Raw genomic sequence first — 22,739 nt, 5'->3', positions numbered from 1 at the left:
AGAAGCGGGGGATAACGTGGCACTGAAACCGTGTAAGGAATGCAAGAAGGAAGTTTCAACCAGCGCGAAGACATGTCCGCATTGCGGGGTGAGCAACCCGGCGCATTCGGCCGGCTCGATGTTGGGAGGGCTGGCGCTGCTGGTTGCCATCATTGGCGGTTGTGCAGCTCTTTTGGGAGGGGAGAGCGCGGATAAGCCGTCACCGCCACCTGAGCAAAAGATTTCCGATGAAGAGTGCAAAAAAACATTGCAGTGCTGGGGGGATCGCCACCTAGTCGGTGCATCTATTCGCTGCGCGTCTCATATCGAGAAACTTGGTAAGTTCGATCATAAATGGACGGACGGTGTACTGGAGCCGAAGATGAGCCGTTTCCGTTGGCTTGATCAAGGGGCAGGCGCGCTTACCTACATTGGCGACAAAATACAATTTCAGAATGGTTTTGGGGCTTGGCAGAACCATATCTATGAGTGCGACTACGATGCCGGCACAGGGAAACCTATAGAGGTGCGGGCACAGCCGGGGCGTTTGTGATGCGCCTTTTTATGCTGCTGTGCGTGTTGATCGCACTGCCTCTCTCAGCATCCGCCAACGGCCGCAAGCCCTGCGACCGTGGCGCGGGCGGCGTCTCTCACTGCGCGGGCGATAAATTCATCTGCAACGATGGACGGGTGAGCGGTTCGAAAAAGATTTGCAATCCCGCGATATATGGGAGTGCGGGCGGCGGTAAATCGACAAGAAAATCGAAGTGAAGGGAGAGGGGTTTGGCAAAGAGCAAAAATTATCGAATTGGCTTCTATCTGGCTAACTTCGGATCTGATGGAAGCCGCCTGTCTATATGTGACAAGCTACTTTCACTCATGAGTGAACACTGCATGACACAGGCCATTACCATTGGCGAACGACATGTTCAGGTTCGGGGCCTTGCATCCATCGACGGAGGGAACGCTGTAAAGGGTTATGTGGCCCGCTTTCGTGATGACGATTTTCTTTCTGGCTCACCAGCAAACCCGATAGAAACCGTCGTTGATCTTGGTGAAAATGCCTTGATCGAGAAGAATCATTTCATTCTGTACAAGGATAGGGATGATGTCGAGATCATTGCATACCAAGCGGCGCTCGAAGGCACTCATATATCAGCGATGGCGAATTATCTAACCCTGCTTTTTGGTGCCGATGATGTTGTGCATTTTGATGAAATCCTGAACGTGGATGCGTATCAGGCTCTAATGTCCGGAGGGGTGATAAAAGCGGTAGATTTCCGAATTGCGAAGCCGCGAAGCCGGCGGATGGCCCCAGACCCTGAAGACACCTGGACACAGAAGGGATTCGAGTATATGAATTCATCAGGGGCTACGTCGTTTGAGGCAAAGATACTTACACGTGCTCATGGCCGTGGCTTGTTGTCGGATGTGAGGCAACACATCAAGCGGCTCTTGTCGTCGCCCCTGACCAAGAAGCTTAAAGTTAAGATGTCCGACATGGAGGAAGCTATCGACCTGATGGCCGAGCGTGTGACCCAGCGGATTACAGTGCTCCCCGTTGATGGCCGGATTACCTCTGATGCAGTGCATGATGGAATCAAGGTGGCCAAGCATAAGGCACAACCGATGCTGGACGCCTACTTCGGGGCGAAGAATGAGGTACTGGACTAGGTTGAGCTTGTTGCTGTCGGTGGCTATCACGTTATGGGTTGCCTCTGGTCAGCTATTGACGTTTCTACCAGAGTCGGAGGTCCGATCTGCTGTAGGAATTGGCGCTCAAATTTCGGCAACGATGCTAGGTTTTCTGATTGCCGCGATGTCGATACTGGCGTCTATTTCGGGGCACCGTCTGTTGCGCAACATGCAACGCACTGGCCATTATCGCGTTCTTCTTCGGCGTTTGTTCTGGAATGCATCGGCCTATGGTGTATCCATGGCATTGGCTGTTGGCGGGGTTGTACTGAAAGGAGCATGGTTCGATTGGGTTGCGCTCCTGACGCTCTCTTGCTTTATTTTTTCGACGCTATTGCTTGTTGATATTGCATGGCGTTTCTGGTTGGTGCTTTCCAATATATCTCCAGAATGAAAAAGCCCGGCGAGAAACCGGGCTTTTTCCTTAATGCGCCACCAGCGTGAGTTCGCGCCCCAATGCTCGTAGTGCTCGATCGATGGTATCGATCTTGGTGGCGTGTGAAAGGTTGGTGATGCGCTGAATTTCCTGCGGCCGGGTACCCAGCCGTCGAGCCAGTTCGGCATTGCTCACGCCCTGGGCGATCTGCTCGTTGAGCAGCAGCACCTTTGCTGCGGCACTGGCTGGCAAGTGTACCGGGCGATCGCCAGCCTTCGCTACAGACGGCGCGGGAACCTGACGGCGTTCTTCAAGATAGAACTCGATCGAGGACAGAAGCGCATCTTCGGCCATCTCCATGGCTTCGGCTTCGGTATCGCCCTGGGTGATGGCTTCAGGGATGTCGCGGAAGGTGACGACGAAGCCACCTTCCGGGGCTTCTTCAAACTGGGCAGGGTAGAACATGGCGGCTCCTACTTATTTCTGCTCGTGCTGAGACTAAAAGTAATGCTTCAGGTAGATGCGGCATTGTCCAGCCCCTTGCGGGGCGGACCTTTATTTGAGACCAAGCTGCTTTTTTACGCCTTCGACCAATCCGGTTTTCAGTTCGGCCGAAGGGTGGCGTGGTAGGTGTGTCAGCTTGCCGTTCAGGAATACCTTCAGGTGCTTGCTGCCGTCCTTGAAGGTTGCCCCTTGAGCAGCGAGCCACCGGACGAACTCGCTTTGCTTCACCGCATCTCCTGTGTCGTTCCGATGGATGTAATATAAACAAAAATGCTTACTTGGGCAAGCCAAAAGTAAGCATTTTTGTTCATCGGATCGGCTCCGGACTTGGCGCCCCATCCAGCCCCGGAATCTCGAACGGCGCAAAGCGCACGACCTCTTCGCCCATCCAGTCGTTGATTTCCTTGAACCGCGCCTGCAGCGGCCCGATCTCGTTGTAGGCCATCACGGCGGCGGCTTTGCCCACGTCGCCGAAGCCGCTGGTGTTGTTGGGCATGATGCCGAGCAACTGGGGCGGCACGCGGTGGGCGGCGAGCTGGTCATCGCGGGTGACGTTCTTGATGTTCCAGAATTCATCTTTCGCGGCGACCTCGGCCACCGGGATGATCTGGATGCCGTCCTTCTTGCCGTTGGGGGCGTACATGAACAGGTTGCGGAAGTTACCCGGCCCCTTGGCGTTCTTCATGGCCTCGCGCAGGTTGTCGACGTCGGTCTGGTTCTGCGCGGCGTCCGTCATGTAGAAGATGAAGCCGGCGTGGCTGCCGTTCTTGTAGTAGCGCCGGCGGAACAGGGTGGCGGATTCGTTGAGCCAGGTGGAGTTGAGCGCGGCCAGGTATTCCGGCAGGCCGTAGATTTCTTGGTTGATGTCGGGTTCGCGCAGGTGCAGCACGCTGCCGGGGGCGAATTCGTGTTCGTCCTTCCAGCCGCGCACCCACCAGTAGCGGCCGGGCTGGATGCCCCGGCGCATGTATTTGGCCAGCGCGTGGCGCAGGGCCAGCGCCTTGCCGGTGCGGCTGCCGATGCGTTCTAGGTAGGCATTGCCGAAGATCTGGAAGTCCAGCACCAGGGCGGCAAAGTCCTGCCGGCTCAGCAGCGGGTGCGGGCGGTAGGTGGCCACCAGGATGTTGCGCTTCAGGTAGATGGGGCTGCTGTGATGGACGGCGGCGCGGAAGCTCTTGGCCAGGCCGTCCCAGCTCAGGGGCGGCTCGTAGTATTTGCCGTTGACCTCCCAGCATTCGATGTAGTCCAGCAGCTCGCGGCGGTCGAGCACCGCGACGGGGTCGCCGAAGGTGAAGGCCTCGGCGCGTGCGGGTGGGCTGGCCAGACTCGGCGCGGTGGCGGCCTGGGCGGCGTATGTGTTGCTGCGGGGGCCGTGGCGGCGGTGGCGGTGCTTGGCCATGATCAGAAAATCTCCATGCTGCTTTGGTTGGTTTCGGTGGCGCCTTCGAGGGGTTCGTGAATCAGCCCGTGCATGACGGCCCATGCGATGTCGGCATGGGACACGTCTTCGGAGCGGCTGGCCTGGTAGGTGACGTGGCGGCCGCTGGGGGTGATGGTCTTCTTGATGGCCATGAAGCTTGCGGCGATGTCGGTGTGGCCGCTGTCCCACTCCAGCCGGCCCTTGCTCATGACGTCCAGCGCCTTGAGCACCATGCGGGTCTTGAGTTCGGTGGAGTAGCTGTACCCCACCGCGTCCGGCCGGAACTGCTTGACGAGCTGGTACACGCCCACGCCCAGGCCGCTGGCATCGATGCCGATGAACGTCACGTTGTAACGCTCGCAGGTCTTGCGGATGAACTCGGCCTGGTCGGCAAAGTCGGCGCCGTGGAACTGGATGCGCTCCAGCACGCGGAACTTGCCGCCCGGCACGGCCGGCGGCGCCAGCACCACCAGCGCGGCGGCGTCGCCGGTGTCGCTGGGGTCGTAGCCCAGCCACACCGGGCGGTCGCCGAAGGGGCGGGTGGCAAATGGCTTCCAGTCGTCCCACACCTCCCAGCTATCGACCATGCAGCGCATGAGCAGCGACAGGTTGAACACGCTGTTGCCGTCGTCGATGAACTGGCACATGAAGAGCTGGGCGAACTCTTCGGGGTTGTTCTCGCGCTTGAGCTGGTCGAGGTCGAACAGGTCGCAGCCGCCGGCGAGCGCGTCTTCGATGGTGACGATCTGCCGCCAGATGCCGTCCTCGCAGCGCCGGCCGGCGCGCAGCGCGGCGTGCGACACGTCGATGTGGACGTGCTCGGCCTTGGGCCTGCCCTTGTTGTATGCGGCGCCGGTCCAGATCGGGTAGGCCTCGTGCGACTGTGCGGACGGCGTGCTGAAGTAGGTGGTGCGGTAGCGCTTTTGCGCGGCCATGCCGCTGGCCACCTTGCGCAATTCCTTGTAGCGCGGAATCCAGAAGATTTCGTCGATGTACAGGTTGCCGTGGTAGCTCTGCGCGGTGCGGCTGTTGGTGCCCAGGAAGATCAGCTCGGCGCCGTTGAACAGGATGATCTTCTCGCCCTTCAGCTCGACGCCGACCTCCTGCGCGAACTTGACGATGTAGCTGCGGAACTGCATCGCCTGGGCCTTGCTTGCCGACAGGAAAATCTGATTGCGCCCTGTGTCGAGCGCGTCCATCAAGGCTTCGCGGGCGAAGTAGTACGTGGCGCCGATCTGCCGGGACTTGAGGATGCTGCGGATGCGCTCGGTCAGGCTGGCCTGGTGCCACACCTCTTGATAGCCGAACATGCCGTCGTGGAAGCGCTTGCGCAGTTCCTCGATCTGCTCGGGGCTGAAGAAGTTGCGCGTGGGCTTCTTCTTTGTCCCCTTGTTGCGGTTTTCCACGTTGGGGTTCAGGTCGCCTTCGTGGCCGCCGGGGGCCTCGTAGCGGCGGATGCGCGCCAGGCGTTCGAACTGGCGGGCGAGCAGGTCCAGTTCCTTGAAGTCGCCGCCGGTCTTCTTCTCCTTCAGCACGAGCTGGACGATGCGCTGTTCCAGCACCGATTCCACGCGCTCGCGCGGCATGGCCTTGTCCCAGCCGTCGCGGCCCTTCCAGGTGCTGACGGTGGCACGCGGCAGGTCCAGTTCCTGGGCGATCTGCGTGACGCTCCAGCCCTGCCAGTACAGCGCACGCGCCCGGCGGCGCGGGTCCATGACTATGGGCAGGGTGTCGAGCAGGGGGGCGTGGGCGGCTTGCGGATCGTCCATGGCCGCCATCCTGCCGCCTCGCGCGCGCGCGGAAATCCGCCGGGTGTTGTAAGCCGGAACCGCACAGCCACGCGGCATTGAGCGCCGCGCGAGGGGTGGCGATGATGGGTGCGTCGATACTGCTCACGCACCGGAGCCCACCCACATGAAGAAGAAATTCCGCATCGCCACCGAAGGCGCCACCACGGACGGCCGCAACATTTCTGCGGCATGGATCGTGCAGATGGCGAAGAACTACGACCCGAAGGTCTACGGGGCGCGTGTCAATCTGGAGCACTTCCGGGGCGTGCTGCCCGATGGCCCGTTCAAGGCCTACGGCGATGTTGTCGCCTTGTCGTTCGAGAAGATCAGCGACGGTTCGGCGCTGGACGGCAAGCTGGCGCTGTATGCGGAGATCGACCCCACGCCGGAGCTGATCGAACTGTCGAAGAAGCGCCAGAAGGTGTATTCGTCGATGGAAGTGAACCCCGAGTTCGGCGACACCAAGGAAGCCTACCTGGAAGGCCTGGCGATCACCGACAGCCCGGCGAGCCTGGGCACGGAAATGCTGAAGTTCGCCGCCGGCGCAACGGTCAACCCGCTGGCCGCGCGCAAGCGCAGCGCCGGCAATCTGTTCTCCGAAGCGGTTGAAATGGATCTGTCCGGGCTGGGCGATGACCCCGCCCCCGTGCCCGACGACGAAACCAAGGGCATGTTCGCCAAGGTGCGGGAGCTGCTGGGCGGCCTGGGCAACAAGTTCGCCGCCAGCGATGCGCGCCTGCAGGACGCCCACAAGGCCATCGAGCTGCTGGCGGACAACCAGAAGGCCCTGGCCGACCAGGTTGCAAAGGTGGCCGCGCTGGGCACCGACTACGCCAACCTGAAGAGCGCCCACGACAAGCTGCAGGGCGAGTTCGCCGACCTGGTGACGAAGCTCGACCAGCAACCCGAGCAGCAGTACCGCCAGCGCCCGCCCGCCACCGGCGGCAATGGCGCCGTGCTCACCGACTGCTGAGCCCCGGCACAGACCGCCCCATTACACGATCCACACCGGAGCCACATCCATGCGCAACGATACCCGCCGCCTGTTCAACGCCTACGTGGAACAGCTCGCCAAGCTCAACGGCGTCGATTCCGCCACCGCTCAGTTCACGGTCGAGCCCAGCGTGCAGCAGAAGCTGGAAACCAAGATCCAGGAATCCAGCGAATTCCTTGGCCGCATCAACATCGTCGGTGTGCCCGAGCAGGCCGGCGACAAGCTGGGGCTGGGCATTTCGGCCCCCGTCGCCAGTACCACCAACACGACCCTCGCCGACCGCGCCACCCGCGACCTGACCACGCTGGACGAACAGGGCTACTTCTGCACCCAGACGAACTTCGACACGCATCTGACGTACGCGAAGATCGACATGTGGGCCAAGTTCCCGGACTTCCAGACGCGCATCCGTGATGTGATCCTGCGGCGCCAGGCGCTGGACCGCATCATGATCGGCTTCAACGGCACCAGCCGCGCGGCCACCAGCAACCCGACCACCAACCCGCTGCTGCAGGACGTGAACATCGGCTGGCTGCAGAAGTACCGCACGCATGCCGCAGCCCGAGTGATGGCCGAGGTGGTGGCGGCGTCGGGCAAGGTCACCGTGGGCGCCGGCGCCGGCAAGGATTACAAGAACCTGGACGCGCTGGTGTTCGATGCGGTGAGCAACCTGATCGACCCGTGGTACCGCGAAGACACCGCGCTGGTCGCCGTGATGGGCCGGCGCCTGCTGGACGACAAGTATTTCCCGATCATCAACACCACCCAGCCGCCTTCCGAGACGCTGGCCGCGGACGTGATCATCAGCCAGAAGCGCGTGGGCGGCCTGCCGGCGGTGCGCGTGCCCTTCGTGCCGGACGGCGCGATCCTGATCACCCGCCTGGACAACCTGTCGATCTACTGGCAGGAGGGCACCCGGCGCCGCAAGATCGACGACAACGCCAAGCGCGACCGCATCGAGAACTACGAGTCGAGCAACGAAGCGTATGTGGTCGAGGACTACGGCTGCGGCTGCCTGGTCGAAAACATCGAAGTGGCCGCGTAAGGGGCTCGCCATGAACAGCCCCGCCCGCCGCCATTACCTGCGCACCGCCGCCGCCCTGGCGGCGGCCGCAGGGGCCGCGCAGGAAGACCTGCCGCCGGCCACCGCCAATGCCTACGAACTGATGCTGCGCCAGCTGGCCGAGCACCGCCGCACGCTGAAGAGCATCCAGAGCATCGAACGCAAGGTGGAGGCCAAGCGCGGCTTTCTGCCGGTGTATGCGCCGTGGGTCGACGGCGTGCTGCAGGCCGACCGCGGCGGCCAGGACGATGTGCTGGTTACCGTGCTGGTGTGGCGCATCGACACCGGCGACCTCGCCGGCGCGCTGACCCTGGCCGAATACGCCGTGCGCCACGGCCTGACGCCGCCCGACCACTACCAGCGCGGCCTGCCGTGCATCGTCGCCGAAGAGTTCGCCGAAGTGGCCCTGCGCCAGCTCGCCGCCGGCGAGCTGGCGGACGTGGCGGCGCTGGAGGGCGCGGCGGACCTGACCGCCGGGCATGACATGCCGGACGAGGTCCGCGCCAAGCTGTACAAGGCGCTGGGCTACGCGCTGCGCGAAGCGGCCCCGCAGCAGGCGCTGGACTACCTGCACGCGGCGCTGAAGGCGCACGACAAAGTGGGCGTGAAGAAAGACATCGAGCGCCTGGAACGCGAAATCCGCAAGGCGGCCGAGCCGCCGGCCACCGAACAACCGAACACTGCCCCGGCCACCGGCCAGGGCTGAACCGAGCGCCCACCCGCGCCGGGCGGCGGGGGCGGAACGCCCAGGGTCCCACTCCTTCCCTGGCCGTTTCCGCCCCCCCACCGCCCACCCATCCGGAGCCGTGCATGCCCTTCATTGCCGTCCCGCCTGCGCCGAACCCCGAGGCCGCAATCGACTGCGGCGTGTTCTGGCCAGCAATCGAGCCCGCCGCCGCGCGGGCCGCCATGCGCCTGGACGGCACGGTGACGCCCGACCGCCTGCGCGAGGCGTTGATTGCCGGGGCGCTGGAAGCCATGCGCGAGCTGCAGGACTGGGAGATTGCCCAGCTCGCCGCCGGTCACGCCACGCTGGCCGAGGTGCCGGCCGTGCAGGTGGCGGGCGAATCGGCCCATGCGCACAACTGGCGCCGCGCGGTGTACAGCCTGGCGGCCGCCAGCATTACCGAGCGCCGCCGCGACTTCGACAGCACGAACGAAGGCCACCTGCAGGCCGACAAGCTCACCCCCACCGTCGACGACCACCGCCGCGATGCGCGCTGGGCGATCACAGACATCCAGGGCCGGCCGCGCACTACCGTGGAGCTGATCTGATGCAGGTGCGTGCGATGCAGGGCGATACCGTCGACCTGCTGTGCTGGCGCCACTACGGCCGCACCGCCGGCGTGACGGAACAGGTGCTGGCGGCAAACCCCGGCCTGGCAGCGCATGGCCCGGTGCTGCCGCTGGGCACGCTGGTGGAGCTGCCCGACCAACCGACCCCGCCGGTGGCACGCCGGCTGAAGCTTTGGGACTGATGCAATGGCAAGCCTCTTGAAACTCGACGACAAGGGCGTGGCCGTGCGCCGCCTGCAGACGCTGCTGAACGCGGCCGGCGCACGCCCGGCGCTGGTGGTGGACGGCTGGTTCGGCCCCAGCACCTTGCGCGCCGTGCTCGATGCGCAGGCGCGCGCGGGCCTGGTGGTGGATGGCATTGCCGGGCCGAAGACGATCGAAACCCTGGAGCGCGGCGGCCAGCGCCCGGCATGGCTGCTGCGCGAAGACCAGTTGAAGGCCGCCGCCGATGAGCTGGGCGTGCCGCTGGCCGCGGTGAAGGCGGTCAATGAGGTGGAGTCGCGCGGTAGCGGCTTCCTGCCTGAGATGCGGCCGGTGATCTTGTTCGAGCGGCACATCATGTACCGCCAGCTCGCCGCCGCCGGGCTGGATGCGGATGCCATCGCGGCGCGACAGCCGAGCATCGTCAACCGGGCGCCGGGCGGATACCTGGGTGGGTATGCGGAGCACCGCAGGCTGGGGCAGGCCCAGGCGATCCACGCTGCCTGCGCGATCGAATCGGCAAGCTGGGGGCTGTTCCAGATCATGGGTTTCCACTGGAAGGCCCTGGGCTACGAAAGCGCGGCGCACTTCGCCGCGCAGATGGACACCAGCGAGGGCAGGCAGTTGGAGGCCTTCGTGCGCTTCATCCTGGCCGACCCGGCGCTGCACAAGGCGCTGAAGACCCGCAAGTGGGCGACGTTCGCACAGATCTACAACGGCCCCGCCTACCGGAAGAATTTGTACGACGTGCGGCTTGCACGCGCATTCGAGCGGTATGCGGGCGCGGAGACCGCGGCGGCATGACGATCATCCACGACAATCGGCGCTGCGCGATCAGCGTCGAGGAACATACCGGCTCCATCAGATTCCTGCGCGACGTCGATCCGGCCGCGACGCTGCCGCCTTTCGTCGGCAAGTGCACCTACACCCGGCTGTCCGAAAGCGAGGTGATCATCACCGGCCTGGCCGGCAACGGCATCACCCGCGCGCATTTGCGGCTTATCGTGCGGTGGGCGCATGGCGCGGGCTACCACTGGCTGTACGCGCGGCGCCTGCCGGGGCACACGCTGCCGATGGCCACCCTGCGGCGCGTGCGGCCGCTGCAGGGCTGGTACGAGGTCGACATCGACCGTGTCATCAAGCTGCTGCCCAGGCCAGACTGATGTTCCGCACCGCCCCCGTATTGCGCGCGTGCGCCGAGGCCGGGCGCTGGCGGCTCGAACTGCCGGTGGTGTGGGAGACGCCCGCAGAAATCATCGTGATTCCGCCGGGGTTCCTGACCGACCTGGCCAGCATCCCGCGCATCTTCCACAGCCTGATTCCGGTGAACGGGCGGCACCGGTCGGCGGCGATCCTGCACGACTATCTGTTCGTGGTGCAGGACCGCCCGCGTGATGGCGTCGATGCCTTGTTCCTGCGGGCAATGGAGGCGTCCGGCGTGCGCTGGACGCAGCGCACCGCCATGTATCTGGCGGTGAGGCTGGCGGGATGGTTGCCATGGCAACGCAACGCCGACGCGCTGGCTGCCGATGCCCGTGCATTTCTCGCGCGCCATGGGCTGGAGCGCCGCTGATGGGCTGGCAGCGCACAGCGGTGGATCGGCTCGAGAACGGCCCGGCGCGCATCGACAAGAGCCACATCGCCCGGTCGGTGGGCGAGCCCGCGCCGATCTACCACGCCCACGTCGGCTACGCATTCGTCGGCGCGTTCCCGTGCCCGGATAGTGCAAAAGCGGCGTGCGAGGCGCACCCGCACTTCAGGAGCCTGCCGTGCTGAAACCTGCAAGCCTGCGCGCCGCGATCGAGGCGGCATTCCCGGACCTGCAGACGAACCCGGACCGCCTGCTGGTGTTCGTGAACCAGGGCTCGATACGCTGCACCGCGGCGGCATCGCTGAGCTTCGAATACGGCTACACGCTGGAAGTCATCGTGACGAACTTTGCCGCCCATGCCGATGCGATCATGGTGCCGGTGCTGGCGTGGGTAGCCCAGCACCAGCACGAGCTGCTGGCGAACCCCGACCGGCGCGACGGCATCACCTTCGAAGCGGACCTGCTGGACCACAGCAGCATGGACCTGGTGATCCGCCTGCAGCTCACCGAACGGGTGGTGGTGAGCACGGCCGAGGACGGCACGCACACCGCCCGGCACGTGCCGGAACCGCCGCTGGACCTGAACCCGTATGCGGACACCTGGTCGCTGACCATCCGCCATCCGGACGGTACGCACGAAGATGTCCTCTGAGCTGGACTTTTCCCCCGAGCTGCAGAGCCTGCTGGTGGCGCTGTCGCCGGCGGAGCGCCGCAAGCTGGCGCGCGAGATCGCCACCGAGCTGCGTGCCCGCGAGCAGCGCCGCATTGCTGCCCAGCGCAACCCGGACGGCACGCCGTTTGCCCCGCGCAAGCCGCGCGCGCGGGACAAGAAGGGGCGTGTGCGCCGGCAGATGTTCGCGCGCCTGCGCACGACCCGATACATGCGCATCGAGGCCACGGCGGATGCGGCGGTGGTGCAGATTGCCGGCCGCGCTGCGCGCATCGCCCGCGTTCACCAGGAGGGCGGCACCGACCGCGTGGCGCCGGGTGGGCCGGAGTATCGCTACCCGGTGCGCCGGGTGCTGGGCTTTGCCGCCGGGTATGTCGACATGGTGGCCGAGCGCATCATCAACCACCTGGCCGCCGGCCGGTAGCTGTCGCCGCCACCGCCACAACTGCCGGGCCGCCGCGGGGTCGCGCGCGCGCGGCATCATCAGGGCATGAACAGCCCTGCAGACCTCGCCCGCCGCATCGACAACCTGATCCGCCCCGGCTCCATTGCCGCGGTGGATCACGCGCGTGCGCTGTGCCGTGTGCAGTGCGGCGCGCTGCTGACCGACTGGCTGCCGTGGTGCGAGCGCCGGGCAGGCACCACGCGCACGTGGAACCCGCCGGCGCCAGGTGAGCAGGTGTTGTTGCTGTGCCCGAGCGGCGACATGGGCGCGGGTTTCGTGCTGACCGGCATCTACACCGCCGCGCATGATCAGCCGAGCAGCAGCGCCACGGAACATGTTGTCGATTTTCCCGATGGCGCCCGCATTGCCTACGACCACACCAGCGGCACGCTGACGCTCAGCGGGCTGCGCGCGATCAGGATCGACGGCGGCGAGGTGATCCACGTCGGCGGGGATCTGCAGAGCAACGGTGTGATCCTGCACACCCACCGGCATACCGGCGTGCAGTCGGGGGGCAGCATCACCGGGGAGCCGCAGCGATGAGCTACGCCGGCATGCACGTGTCCACCGGCCGGCGCTGCGCGGAGCTTGACCATCTGCGCCAGTCCATCCGCGACATCCTGACCACGCCCATCGGCTCGCGCGTGATGCGCCGCGACTACGGCAGCTACCTGCCCGAGCTGATCGACCAGCCTTTCAACGACGCCACGCGCCAACGCCTGATGGGTGCCAGCGTGATGGCGCTGCACCGCTGGGAGCCGCGCCTGCGCATCGAGCGCATCGCCGTGGGTCTGGGCGCGGCCGCCGGCGAGGTGATGGTGAGCATCGAGGGGGCGCGCAGCGACGGCCCGCGCCCGGCCCGGCTCGACCCGCTGGTTGTGCAGATCAGGGGCATGAGATGAGCACCATCGACCAGGGCGCCCTGCCGGCGCCGGACATCATCGAGGCGCTGGATTTCGAGACGCTGTACGCGCGGCGCCGCAGCAGGCTGATCAGCCTGTACCCCGAGGGCGAGCGCGCGGAGATCACCGCCACGCTGGCGCTGGAGTCGGAGCCCATCGTCAAGCTTCTGCAGGAATCGGCATACGAAGAACTGCTGCTGCGCCAGCGCATCAACGAAGCCGCCCGGGCGAACCTGATCCAGTTCGCGACCGGCAGTGACCTCGATCAACTGGCGGCGTTCTACGAGCTGGTCCGCCTGCCTGGCGAAGGGGACGATCGATTCCGCCTGCGCCTGCAGCTCGCCATTGCCGCACTGGCTGGTAATGGCACGGCCGAGCATTACCGGGGCAGGGCGCTGGGCGCCTCGCTCGACGTCGTCGATGCGGTCGTGCTGCAGCCGTACCCCGGCGCCGTGCAGGTGGCGGTGTGGGTGGCGGGCGGCGCCGACGATGCGGCCGTGCGCGCCCTGGTGCTGGCTGCCCTGACCGACCCCGCGCGCAAGATCCTGGGCGTGGCTGTATCGGTAGCGGTGGCCCGCCCGCGCGTCGTCGATGTGAGCGCGCGCATTCGCCGCACGCCGGCCGCGCCGGTGGATCTGGCCGCGCGGCTGACGGTGGAGTTCACCGGGGTATTCGCCGCCGCGGCCGCGCTGGGGGCGGAGCTGCCGCGCAGTTGGCTGGTGGCAAAGCTGCACGTCGAAGGCGTGGCCGCGGTGGAGCTGATCCAGCCCGCGGCGGACATCTTGCTGGCCGACGATGAGTATCCCGTGGCTGGCGTGATCCAGATCACGGATGCGGGGCTGTGATGGGCACGAGCCTGCTGCCGCCGAATGCGACGGAATTCGAGCGCAAGGCCGAGACCGCACTGCGCTTCGACGCGCTGGACGATGCGATCGACGCGGTGGGTGGCTTCAAGGGCGAGGTGCCCGAGCAGTTCGCCGCGTGGCTGGCTGCGGAATGGTTTCTGGCGGATTTCAGCCGCCACTTTCCCACCGCGGCGGCGCTAATCGCCGCCGGCCTGCCGTGGCTGCGCCAGCGCGGTACCACTGCCGCGGTGCAGCGTGCGCTGGGCTGGATCGATCTGGATGCCGTGCTCGAGGAAGACGGTGCCCGCCTGCACCTCGACCCCGGCACGCCGGCCGCGCCCGAGCGCCTGGCGGACGTGCGCCACCTGGTCGAGCGCAGCATTCCCGCCCACGTCAGGTTCTACCGGCTCTTCCACGGCTACGACATCCGGCACCTGCGGCTGGACCGCTCGCGCCTGGACGATGCGCTGCTCGATGACGATTCCGGCGTCGTCGTCGATGGCCTCAAGCTTTCGTTCGGCACACGCGCAGCGCATGCCTTTGCCGAGCCGGCCGATGCGGGTGCGATCGACGGCGCGGCCGCATCGATCTATTCGGTGCGGGTGTTCTTGGATGACTCCTGGCGGCTGGATGCCTGGCTGCTCGATAGCGAAATCTTGCTGGACGCAGCCGGGCGAGTGATCGAGCAGTACGCCATTGTACTTAACCCGGAGGCGCTTGGTTCGATCGTCAGCATACGCTGGTCAGTGGTGGCGGCTGTGCTCGATGAGCCTGAATTGACCGCAGTGCACGACGCTGCCCAATTTGAGGTGGCGCATGCGTTGCCTACCCCGGATGTACGTGCCTGGCTCGGCCCTTGGGTCGGGCGGTGGCGTACGCCGGTGATCTCTCACGCACTTACTCAACTGGAGACCTGACCATGCCTGCTCGACAGCTTGATGGCCGGATTGCACAAGCCGAATTGATTGCCGCCCAACCCATCATGCTTGCATGGGGCACGGGGGCTGATGAGTGGGATGACGCCCCTGAGCCAGAGCCTACCGACAACATAGCACTGGTGGCCGAGGTGGGGCGGCGCTTGGCTACACAGGTCGGCTATGTGCTGGCCGACCCTGCCGGCGCAATCGAGACGCCGCAAGGCAATTACACGCTGTCTGCCACGCCGACGCGCAACCTGTACGTGCGTGTGACGTTCGGCTTTGAAGAGGCTGCAGATCTGCGTATCCGGGAGCTCGCGTTGTTCATCGGCACGGTTGTTATGGAGGGTTTGCCGGACGGGCAGCGCTACTTCACCCCCGATCAGATTTCCGATCCGGGCCGCTGCCTGTTGCTGGACCGCTCGCAGAATTTCTTGCGCAACGGCTCGGTGCGGCCGGCTTTCGAATATGTGATTCCGTTCTGAGGCGACCATGCTTTACAACAGATTCGACCCCGCTGACAACTATGACGCGATTGAATTCCGACCTGACCGGGTGCTGCAGTCGGCCGAGCTCAACGAACTGCAGAGCATGGCGGCGCAGCGGCTGCGCGAGATTTCTGATGTGCTCTTTTCGGACGGAGATGTGATTCGGGATGCTCGAATCATTGTGTCTGCCGAGACTGGCGATACACAGTGTGAGGCCGGGGCGGTTTACCTGGACGGTGCAGTGCGGGGTGTGCCGCCTGCGCACCTGGTGATTCCGATCACGGGCATTGTGACAGTGGGCATCTACCTGCAGGAAGTACAGGTGGATGAAAGCCGTGATCCTGGTCTGCTGAACCCGGCAGTGGGTACGCGCGGGTACAACGAGCCGGGGGCGACCCGGCGGCAGATCAACCCGGTGTGGGGGCTGCCCGAGGATGGAACGGATGGGCGTTTCTTCCCGGTGTGGGTTGTGGAGAGCGGTGTGGTGCGGCCGAAGGAAGCTCCGCCGAATCTGGACGTGATGAGCCAGGCGATTGCGCGCTATGACCGCGACAGCGCAGGGGGTAGCTACATCGTAACGGGACTGGAACTTGCGATGTCTGATGACCAGCCCGGCGGCCAGGTCTATACGTTGAGCGAGGGGCGGGCGCGGGTCGGTGGCGTCGCGGTGGAGCGCACAGCAAGCCACCGGATCACATACCCCGCTCAGCCGGACCTGCGCTTTATCGACAGTGAGCCGCACCCGAGCACGACGACAGACCCGCAACGCATCACCCTGATGCGACCACCGGCGCAGAGCATTTCGAGCGTGCGCATTACGGCTCAGCGCACCGTGGCGATGACGCACGGGGGGCATGTGGGGGCGTCGGACCCGCTACCGGAGGCTGCGGTACTGACCGTGGTCAATGTGGGGCAGGGGGCCACGACATACACGGCAGGCACGGATTATGTGCTGACGGCCGGGCAAATCGACTGGAGCCCTGCAGGGGCGGAACCGGCGCCGGGTAGTACGTATGAGGTGACCTTTACGTACATCGCGGCGTTCGAGCCGACAGATGCGGATTCAACTGGATTTACTGTGCATGGAGCGTTGCCGGGCACGCTGGTGTTGGTGAGCTATCAGCAGATGTTGCCGCGCATTGACCGGGTTTGCCTGGACAGGGACGGGGTGCCGCGATGGATCAGGGGCATTGCTGCGTCATGGTCGCCGAAACCTCCCCCCGTGCCGGATTCCATGTTGCTGCTGGCCAGTGTGCTCCAGACCTGGACGAGTGGGCGCCGGGTGGTGAGTGATGGCACGCGGATGGTGCCGATGTTCGAGCTGGCCGGTTACCGGCTGCGGCAGCAGGATCTGGCTGAGGCGATGGCGGAGCTTCGCCTTGCTGTGGATATTCAGGGGCGCTTCAGTGGCATTCGGCGCGGGCAGTTTGCAGACCCGATGATTTCGGATGAAATGCGCGATGCCGGAGTGCCGCAGACTGCGGCCATCGTAAATGGGGTGCTGACGCTGGCGATGGATGTGGAGGTGCATCTGCTGGGCGAGGCAGTACAGGGGAAGATGGCGCCAGCACATGATCATGATGTTGTGTTGAGCCAGGCGTTGTCGACCGGCGTGATGCTGGTGAATCCGTACATGAGCTTCGCCGCGCCCAGTGCGGCCATGCGGCTGGTGCCGGCGGTCGACAGGTGGACCGAGACGAACACGACATGGCTGAACCATGCGACGAAGTATCTGTACGTGGGGGTGGGAAATCAGGATTCGTTGGTGTCGCGTCAGACCAGCGTGATCGAAGTTTCGCGGAACACTGCTGCGATTGAATATCTTCGACCGATCAGCGTGCGCTTCGAGATTACGGGGTGGGGGCCGGGGGAGCCGCTTGCGGCGCTGACGTTTGACGGGATTACGCTGGACACGGAGCCGGCCAGCATTACGGCCGATGCAGTGGGGGCGCTATCGGGGGCTTTCATCATCCCTGCCGGGGTGCCGGCTGGTACAAAACTGGTGCAGGCAACGGGAGCGTGGGGGAATTTCTCCAGCCAGATGTTCGCCGGGCAGGGCACTCGGGCAACAGTAGTGCAGCAGAACGTGACAACAGAGACATGGCAGCGCTGGAGCGCGGCTCCGGGGGCTACGTACACGCAGTTCGGGCCGCGTATTGCCGACCCGCTGGCGCAGACCTTTGCGCTGGATGCGGCGCGCCAGATCTCGGGGGTGGACTTGGTTTTTACCGCCAAGGAATCTGAGGTGATCATCCAGATCCGGGAGTTCAACAACGGTACGCCCGCGAATACGGCGCTGATTGAAGCCCGCGTGCCGCCGGAAGCAATCTCGATCACCGAGGCGACGCGCATCACCTGGCCCCCGGTGTTGTTGCAAGCGGGGCGGGAATATGTGCTGGTGATCATGTGCAATGACGCGACCACTGCTGTTGCAGTCGCTGAACTGGGCAAGTATGACCGTGACAACGGGCGGTGGGTGACCAGCCAGCCGTACAACGTGGGGGTGTTGCTGTCGAGCAGCAATGCGACGGTGTGGACGACGCACCAGGACCGCGACTTGATGTTCCAGTTGCTGGCCGCGAGCTACTTTGAACTGGAACGGCGGGTGCCGCTGGGGGCAATCGAGCTGAACGAGGCTACCGACATCATGGTGACCGGGTATGCCGATCGCCCATCTGTGGATGCGGGCCTGGTGTTTGAAGTGGCGATGCCGGACGGCAGCACGCTGATGCTGGGCGATGGGCAGGTGGCACGTCTGGCTGCGCCGGTTTCCGGTGATACGACTGTTGTGGCCGTGCTGTCGGGTAGCCACACAAGCGCGGCCGTGCTGGAACCCGGGGTTCAGTTGATCTCCGGCCATCTCCATGAGACTGACAACTACGTGACGCCAGCGATCAACGCGGGTGCGGGCGGCACGCTGCGGGTGGTGTTCGAGGCGCTGATTCCCGGTGGGGCGTCGATTGCCGTGCGCATGCAGGCCGATGATGACGGGGCGCCGCTGATCAACGTGCCCTACCTGAGTGCGGCGGCACAGGCGGCAGGCTTTCTTGAAATCTCCCATGAATTGCCGGGCATTACTGCGGATCGGCTGCGCGTGCATTTGCTGCTGCAGGGTGGGGCGAGCGCGCGGCCCCAATTGCGCAACCTGCGCGTCGTGGTGCTTGAGGATTGATCATGCCGACCATCAACGATCGCACGCCTGAGATGGAATTTCCACTTCCGCATCCTGACAACGATTTGTCCGATGATGTTCTCAGACTACGCGCCGCGCTGCTGCAGATCGATTCCAGTATTGCAGGACTGCCCACGGGTAGCCGTGTCGAGACCATTGAAAATTCGTTGATCGCCCTGGCCGCGGCCGTATTGGCCGTGCAGACGGGCGGGCTTTCTCAGCTCGAACTGGCCCAGGTCACTGATCTGTTGAACACTGCCAGGCCGGACAGTGCAACGCTGACATACACAGACGGCATGCTCACCGGCGCAACCGAGGCGCTGCATGACGGCACGCGCACGACTGTATTGACATACACACCCGATGGCGCCCTTGCCAGCGCAGTACAGACATATGCGGGCCGGGTCCGCACGACTGTACTGACATACACCGGCGGGCTGCTCACTGGGTTTGAGACAACGGAGGTAGATGATGAGTGACCCCATTTCGCTGGCTGCGCTGGCCGAGTTGCAACGGCAGGGGCAGTGGCTGACGCAGCCCCTGGCGCCGCTAATTGAAATCGTCACAGAGAGTCGTGTATGGACCGCGCCGCGTAGCGGTTTAGTGCGATTTACCGCCGTTGCCCCGGGCGGTAGCGGCGCCGCGACAACCGAAGCTCGCTCGTCTGCGACCGGGGGCGGTGCAGGCGCGACAGGGGTAAAGCTCGTGCACGTCAATGCTGGAGACAGTTACACGATCACAATCGGCGCGCCCGGCGCGGGTGTCACTGTCACTGCCGGCGGAAAATCACCAGGCAATGCGGGCGGCACGACGAGCGTCACGGGGCCTGGCATTGACCTGACTGCAAATGGTGGCCAGGGCGGCAGCGTTGCATCAAACGGTGTTATCAGCAGCGGTGCGTCTGGCGGCGTGGCAATCGGAGGTGACATCAACCGCATCGGTGGCGACAGCGGCGCAGCGCTCGTTGATGCAGCCAGCCAGCCAGCCAGGCAGGCCGCCACGGGGGGTGGCGCCGCCTGGTGGGGCCGCACGTTTTCGGTCATGACTGGATTTTCGTCTGGGTCGGCGCAAGTCGCATTCACGGGGATAGGGTCCGGCATTGCCGCGACCGGGGGCGCGGGCGTCGGCGGTGCGAGCGGCGATGTCAGCGTAACGGCGCAAAATAATGTGGGCGTGTCCGGCGGCGGAGGAGCGCTGGCTGGATCGCCATCCGGGGTAAATTCATTCGTGGGCGTCGGTGGGGCCGGTTACGACGGCGTATTTTCGGCGACAAGCGGATTGAGTGGAGTCCCTGGAGCGATAACCGGCCCTGGGCTGCTGGCCGGACTGACTGGGGGCGGATCATCTGGCGTGACTGCGTCTGCGGCAGGATTCCCAGCTGGAGTAGGCGGCGGTAGCGGAGCGGTCGGAATCGCCTCGTCATCGTCTGCTTCCGAAACGCTGAAGGGGGGGCTGGCGGGCATGCTGGCGGGCAGCGGGGCTGTGTGCGGTGCATTTACGGGCGCGGGATCGAGTCTTGTTGCAACGTCAGGGTTGCCAGGGCTCGGTGCGGGCAGCGGAGCGGCAGCGGTATATGCACTGACATCAATAACGGCCACCAGTGCCGCCGGCGGCAGATCATTTGTGATCGTGGAGTTCTGATGATGCGATATGAGATTTTGGATTCGGCAAACAACGTCATCAACACAATCGTCGCCGATCAGCAGTTTGTTGATGCTGCATACCCCGGCCGCTGGCGCGCAGCGGCGCAGTCCGATGCGCCTCCCGTCACGCCGGCACTCCGGCACATCAGCGTCGGCGCGTTTTATGACCGGTTCGGCGCCGCGAAATACGCGATTCTGGCCGACAGCAGTGCGATCACCCAGGCGCTGATTCGGGACACAAGCGTCAGGCAGTACATCGATCTCGATCGCGCAGACCTGCCGGCGGCGCTGCAGATGCTGATCGACGCGGGGCATGGCATCGACGCCGGCGCGATCTTGTCAGCGCCGATCATGCCTGGAGAGCTACCGTGATCCTTGTGTGATCATTTGGCCTTCTGACTCTCCGCCTCACACCCCGCCGCGCGTGCCGTCATCGCGCGCGCGCGGCATCCTCGCCATGTCACCGCCCACCCTGGAGCCGACATGGCAACCGATTACCATCACGGTGTACGCGTCATCGAGATCAACGATGGCGTGCGCCCGATCCGCACCATCTCCACCGCCATCATCGGCATCGTCTGCACGGCCAGCGATGCCGACCCTGCGGTATTCCCGCTCGATACCCCGGTACTGATCACCAGCGTGCACAGCGCCATCGGCAAGGCCGGCACGCAAGGCACGCTGGCGGCCACGCTGGATGCGATCGCCGACCAGGCCACGCCGCTGATCGTGGCCGTGCGCGTGGCCGATGGGGTGGGCGACACCGACGAAGAGAAGGCCGCAGACCAGACCAGCAAGCTTGTGGGCACCACCACCGCCGAAGGCAAGCTGACCGGCATCAAGGCCCTGCTGGCGGCGCAGACCCAGCTCGGCGTGAAGCCGCGCATCCTGGCCGTGCCCGGGCTGGATTCGCTGCCAGTGGCGACCGAACTGGTGGCCGTGGCGCAGCAGCTGCGCGCCTTCGCATACGTGTCTGCCTGGGAATGCGCGACGAAGGAAGACGCGGTGACCTACCGCGACAATTTCGGCGCCCGCGAAGCCATGCTGATCTGGCCGGATTTCGTGTCCTGGGATACCGCCGCCAACGCCAGCGCGGCGGCCTACGCCACGGCCCGTGCGGTGGGGCTGCGGGCCAGGCTTGATGAGGAGGTGGGCTGGCACAAGACGCTGTCGAACATCGCCGTCAACGGCGTGACCGGCATCAGCCGTGACGTGTTCTGGGATTTGCAGAACCCGAACACGGACGCCGGCTACCTCAACGCCGCCGACGTCACCACCCTGGTGCGCAACAACGGCTTCCGCTTCTGGGGCTCGCGCACGTGCAGCGATGATCCGCTGTTCGCCTTCGAGAACTACACCCGCACCGCCCAGGTGCTGGCCGACACAATGGCCGAGGCGCACATGTGGGCGATCGACAAGCCCATGCACCCGAGCCTGGTGCGCGACATCATCGAAGGCATCAACGCCAAGTTCCGCGAGTTGAAGGGGCTGGGCTACATCATGGACGGCCAGGCCTGGTACGACGCCGAGATCAACAGCACGGCCACGCTGAAGGAAGGCAAGCTGTACATCGACTACGACTACACGCCGGTGCCCCCGCTCGAGAACCTGATGCTGCGCCAGCGCATCACGGACCGCTATCTGGCCGACTTCGCCGACCGCATCACCGCCGCTTAACCTGCCGGGCCTGCCGGCGCTGCCGGCGGCTCGCGCCCCGAGAGGACGCAATCATGGCGCTACCGCGCAAGCTCAAGAACTTCAACCTGTTCGTCGACGGCGAATCGTTCGCCGGCGTGACCACCGAAGTGGTGCTGCCCAAGCTCACCCGCAAGATGGAGGAATACCGCGGCGGGGGCATGAATGGCCCGGTGGATACCGACCAGGGCAGCGAGAAGCTGGAACTGGAATGGACCTGCGGCGGCCATGTGCGCGCGATCTACCAGCAGTGGGGCGCCAGCCGCGCGGACGCGGTGCTGCTGCGCTTTGCCGGCGCCTACCAGCGCGACGACACCGGTGAGGTGACCGCGGTGGAAGTCGTGGTGCGCGGCCGCCACAGCGAGATCGACCCCGGCACGGCCAAGGTGGGCGATGAACAGCCGCTGAAGGTCAAGAGTTCGCTGAGCTACTACAAGCTGATCGAGGACGGGCAGGTGATCGTTGAGATCGACTTGCTGAACATGGTCGAGGTCGTGGGCGGCGTCGACCGGCTTGAAGAACAGCGCCGGGCGATCGGGCTGTGAAGGGCCGTGAGATCGGGGTGATCCTGCTCGCTGTCCTGGTTGCGGGGTTCCTCTTCGTGGCCGGCACCAAGGCCGCACACTGGCTGATCCCAGACCCGCCACGCGAGCCGCTGAAGCTGAAGCTCGACATCGATCCCGAAGAGCCGGCGACGCCAGCACCGCAACGTCAGTCCACACGTTCAACCCTGTAACCGGAACCATGCAATGAACACCCCGAAAACCGAAACCGTCCAGCTCGACACCCCCATCCAACGCGGCGAGCAGAACATCACCGAAGTCGCCCTGCGCAAGCCCAATGCCGGCGAGCTGCGCGGCGTGGCGCTCACCGCCCTGCTGGCGATGGACGTGGAATCCTTGGTCACCGTGGTGCCGCGCATCAGCACGCCCACGCTGACCACCGCCGACGTGCGCGGCATGGACCCGGCCGACCTGGTGCAGATCGGTGGGGCCGTGGCCGGTTTTTTGCTGCAGAAGCGGCTGCTGGAGCCATCCCAGGCCACGTAGAAGA

General features: G+C 65.0%; 31 protein-coding genes. 27 read left to right on the top strand and 4 right to left on the bottom strand.

Annotation, left to right across the window (positions count from 1 at the left end; genetic code table 11):
• The first annotated feature begins 16 nt into the window (after positions 1-16).
• From TBU01S_RS23690 to TBU01S_RS23685, 4 genes are read left to right on the top strand one after another with little or no spacing between them, the layout of a single operon-like run.
• Positions 17-532 (top strand): hypothetical protein, encoded by a 516-nt coding sequence (locus tag TBU01S_RS23690; RefSeq protein ID WP_157659073.1) that lies wholly within the window; start codon positions 17-19, stop codon positions 530-532.
• Positions 532-750 (top strand): YdcA family protein, encoded by a 219-nt coding sequence (locus TBU01S_RS25265; protein WP_083953404.1) that lies wholly within the window; start codon positions 532-534, stop codon positions 748-750. Before TBU01S_RS23690 ends, TBU01S_RS25265 begins: the two co-directional genes overlap by 1 nt.
• Positions 751-762: 12 nt before the next feature.
• A complete protein-coding gene (locus TBU01S_RS01750) occupies positions 763-1,653 on the top strand; it encodes a hypothetical protein (RefSeq protein WP_157659072.1) in 891 nt (296 codons plus the stop codon).
• Between the two features lies 1 nt (position 1,654).
• Positions 1,655-2,068, top strand: coding sequence for a hypothetical protein (locus TBU01S_RS23685; RefSeq protein WP_157659071.1), 414 nt, complete (start codon positions 1,655-1,657; stop codon positions 2,066-2,068).
• 30 nt (positions 2,069-2,098) lie between these two features.
• Here TBU01S_RS23685 and TBU01S_RS01745 read toward each other — a convergent pair whose 3' ends face one another.
• The 4 genes from TBU01S_RS01745 to TBU01S_RS01730 form a co-directional block, all read right to left on the bottom strand.
• Positions 2,099-2,515 carry a type II toxin-antitoxin system HicB family antitoxin gene (locus TBU01S_RS01745; protein ID WP_068634920.1) on the bottom strand — a complete coding sequence of 139 codons (417 nt, stop codon included), beginning with the start codon at positions 2,513-2,515 and terminating at the stop codon, positions 2,099-2,101.
• Between the two features lie 90 nt (positions 2,516-2,605).
• Positions 2,606-2,782, bottom strand: a complete 177-nt coding sequence (locus TBU01S_RS01740) for a type II toxin-antitoxin system HicA family toxin (RefSeq protein WP_068634919.1) — start codon at positions 2,780-2,782, stop codon at positions 2,606-2,608.
• Between the two features lie 79 nt (positions 2,783-2,861).
• On the bottom strand, positions 2,862-3,953 hold the full coding sequence (locus tag TBU01S_RS01735; protein WP_068634918.1) for a phage portal protein: 1,092 nt from the start codon (positions 3,951-3,953) through the stop codon (positions 2,862-2,864).
• Positions 3,954-3,955: 2 nt separating this feature from the next.
• On the bottom strand, positions 3,956-5,743 hold the full coding sequence (locus TBU01S_RS01730) for a terminase ATPase subunit family protein (RefSeq protein ID WP_068634917.1): 1,788 nt from the start codon (positions 5,741-5,743) through the stop codon (positions 3,956-3,958).
• A 145-nt stretch (positions 5,744-5,888) separates the two neighbouring features.
• On the opposite strand from TBU01S_RS01730, the gene TBU01S_RS01725 reads away from it, so the two are divergent.
• From TBU01S_RS01725 to TBU01S_RS01615, 23 genes are all read left to right on the top strand, one after another.
• Positions 5,889-6,737, top strand: coding sequence for a GPO family capsid scaffolding protein (locus tag TBU01S_RS01725; RefSeq protein WP_068634916.1), 849 nt, complete (start codon positions 5,889-5,891; stop codon positions 6,735-6,737).
• Positions 6,738-6,786: 49 nt separating this feature from the next.
• Positions 6,787-7,803 (top strand): phage major capsid protein, P2 family, encoded by a 1,017-nt coding sequence (locus tag TBU01S_RS01720; RefSeq protein ID WP_068634915.1) that lies wholly within the window; start codon positions 6,787-6,789, stop codon positions 7,801-7,803.
• 10 nt (positions 7,804-7,813) lie between these two features.
• The gene (gpM, locus tag TBU01S_RS01715; RefSeq protein WP_068634914.1) at positions 7,814-8,527 is read left to right on the top strand and encodes a phage terminase small subunit; all 714 of its coding nucleotides are present in this window, start codon (positions 7,814-7,816) and stop codon (positions 8,525-8,527) included.
• A gap of 104 nt (positions 8,528-8,631) precedes the next feature.
• Entirely contained in the window at positions 8,632-9,096 is a 465-nt protein-coding gene (locus tag TBU01S_RS01710; RefSeq protein ID WP_068634913.1) for a head completion/stabilization protein, read from the top strand.
• Complete coding sequence (locus TBU01S_RS01705) at positions 9,096-9,299, top strand: tail protein X (protein ID WP_068634912.1); 204 nt, start codon at positions 9,096-9,098, stop codon at positions 9,297-9,299. Before TBU01S_RS01710 ends, TBU01S_RS01705 begins: the two co-directional genes overlap by 1 nt.
• Positions 9,300-9,303: 4 nt before the next feature.
• A complete protein-coding gene (locus TBU01S_RS01700; protein WP_068634911.1) occupies positions 9,304-10,122 on the top strand; it encodes an N-acetylmuramidase domain-containing protein in 819 nt (272 codons plus the stop codon).
• A complete protein-coding gene (locus tag TBU01S_RS23680) occupies positions 10,119-10,481 on the top strand; it encodes a hypothetical protein (protein WP_068634910.1) in 363 nt (120 codons plus the stop codon). Before TBU01S_RS01700 ends, TBU01S_RS23680 begins: the two co-directional genes overlap by 4 nt.
• Entirely contained in the window at positions 10,481-10,891 is a 411-nt protein-coding gene (locus TBU01S_RS23675) for a DUF1353 domain-containing protein (RefSeq protein ID WP_068634909.1), read from the top strand. Before TBU01S_RS23680 ends, TBU01S_RS23675 begins: the two co-directional genes overlap by 1 nt.
• Complete coding sequence (locus tag TBU01S_RS01685; protein WP_068634908.1) at positions 10,891-11,094, top strand: hypothetical protein; 204 nt, start codon at positions 10,891-10,893, stop codon at positions 11,092-11,094. The genes TBU01S_RS23675 and TBU01S_RS01685 overlap by 1 nt, the downstream gene beginning before the upstream one ends.
• Positions 11,088-11,561 carry a phage tail protein gene (locus TBU01S_RS01680; protein WP_083953402.1) on the top strand — a complete coding sequence of 158 codons (474 nt, stop codon included), beginning with the start codon at positions 11,088-11,090 and terminating at the stop codon, positions 11,559-11,561. The genes TBU01S_RS01685 and TBU01S_RS01680 overlap by 7 nt, the downstream gene beginning before the upstream one ends.
• Positions 11,551-12,003, top strand: a complete 453-nt coding sequence (locus TBU01S_RS01675; RefSeq protein WP_068634907.1) for a phage virion morphogenesis protein — start codon at positions 11,551-11,553, stop codon at positions 12,001-12,003. The genes TBU01S_RS01680 and TBU01S_RS01675 overlap by 11 nt, the downstream gene beginning before the upstream one ends.
• Positions 12,004-12,069: 66 nt before the next feature.
• On the top strand, positions 12,070-12,567 hold the full coding sequence (locus TBU01S_RS01670; protein ID WP_068634906.1) for a phage baseplate assembly protein V: 498 nt from the start codon (positions 12,070-12,072) through the stop codon (positions 12,565-12,567).
• On the top strand, positions 12,564-12,926 hold the full coding sequence (locus TBU01S_RS01665; protein WP_068634905.1) for a GPW/gp25 family protein: 363 nt from the start codon (positions 12,564-12,566) through the stop codon (positions 12,924-12,926). Before TBU01S_RS01670 ends, TBU01S_RS01665 begins: the two co-directional genes overlap by 4 nt.
• The gene (locus tag TBU01S_RS01660; protein WP_068634904.1) at positions 12,923-13,771 is read left to right on the top strand and encodes a baseplate J/gp47 family protein; all 849 of its coding nucleotides are present in this window, start codon (positions 12,923-12,925) and stop codon (positions 13,769-13,771) included. Before TBU01S_RS01665 ends, TBU01S_RS01660 begins: the two co-directional genes overlap by 4 nt.
• Entirely contained in the window at positions 13,771-14,688 is a 918-nt protein-coding gene (locus tag TBU01S_RS01655) for a phage tail protein (protein WP_068634903.1), read from the top strand. The genes TBU01S_RS01660 and TBU01S_RS01655 overlap by 1 nt, the downstream gene beginning before the upstream one ends.
• Positions 14,689-14,690: 2 nt before the next feature.
• The gene (locus TBU01S_RS01650; protein ID WP_068634902.1) at positions 14,691-15,173 is read left to right on the top strand and encodes a BW3TFN family phage tail fiber component; all 483 of its coding nucleotides are present in this window, start codon (positions 14,691-14,693) and stop codon (positions 15,171-15,173) included.
• A gap of 7 nt (positions 15,174-15,180) precedes the next feature.
• Entirely contained in the window at positions 15,181-18,348 is a 3,168-nt protein-coding gene (locus TBU01S_RS01645) for a DUF4815 domain-containing protein (RefSeq protein ID WP_068634901.1), read from the top strand.
• Between the two features lie 2 nt (positions 18,349-18,350).
• Positions 18,351-18,827: a hypothetical protein gene (locus TBU01S_RS01640; protein WP_068634900.1), complete on the top strand. Its 477-nt coding sequence runs from the start codon at positions 18,351-18,353 to the stop codon at positions 18,825-18,827.
• A gap of 1,161 nt (positions 18,828-19,988) precedes the next feature.
• The gene (locus TBU01S_RS01635; RefSeq protein ID WP_068634899.1) at positions 19,989-20,363 is read left to right on the top strand and encodes a hypothetical protein; all 375 of its coding nucleotides are present in this window, start codon (positions 19,989-19,991) and stop codon (positions 20,361-20,363) included.
• Positions 20,364-20,474: 111 nt separating this feature from the next.
• Positions 20,475-21,668, top strand: a complete 1,194-nt coding sequence (locus TBU01S_RS01630; protein WP_068634898.1) for a phage tail sheath protein — start codon at positions 20,475-20,477, stop codon at positions 21,666-21,668.
• Positions 21,669-21,721: 53 nt separating this feature from the next.
• Complete coding sequence (locus TBU01S_RS01625; RefSeq protein WP_068634897.1) at positions 21,722-22,231, top strand: phage major tail tube protein; 510 nt, start codon at positions 21,722-21,724, stop codon at positions 22,229-22,231.
• A gap of 17 nt (positions 22,232-22,248) precedes the next feature.
• Positions 22,249-22,422: a hypothetical protein gene (locus TBU01S_RS01620; RefSeq protein ID WP_157659070.1), complete on the top strand. Its 174-nt coding sequence runs from the start codon at positions 22,249-22,251 to the stop codon at positions 22,420-22,422.
• A 13-nt stretch (positions 22,423-22,435) separates the two neighbouring features.
• Positions 22,436-22,735, top strand: a complete 300-nt coding sequence (locus tag TBU01S_RS01615; RefSeq protein WP_068634895.1) for a phage tail assembly protein — start codon at positions 22,436-22,438, stop codon at positions 22,733-22,735.
• Positions 22,736-22,739: the final 4 nt, after the last annotated feature.

The sequence above is a fragment of the Thauera butanivorans NBRC 103042 genome, assembly GCF_001591165.1.
In the GTDB taxonomy this organism is placed as follows: domain Bacteria; phylum Pseudomonadota; class Gammaproteobacteria; order Burkholderiales; family Rhodocyclaceae; genus Thauera; species Thauera butanivorans.
This window is presented reverse-complemented; position numbering and strand designations above follow the sequence as displayed.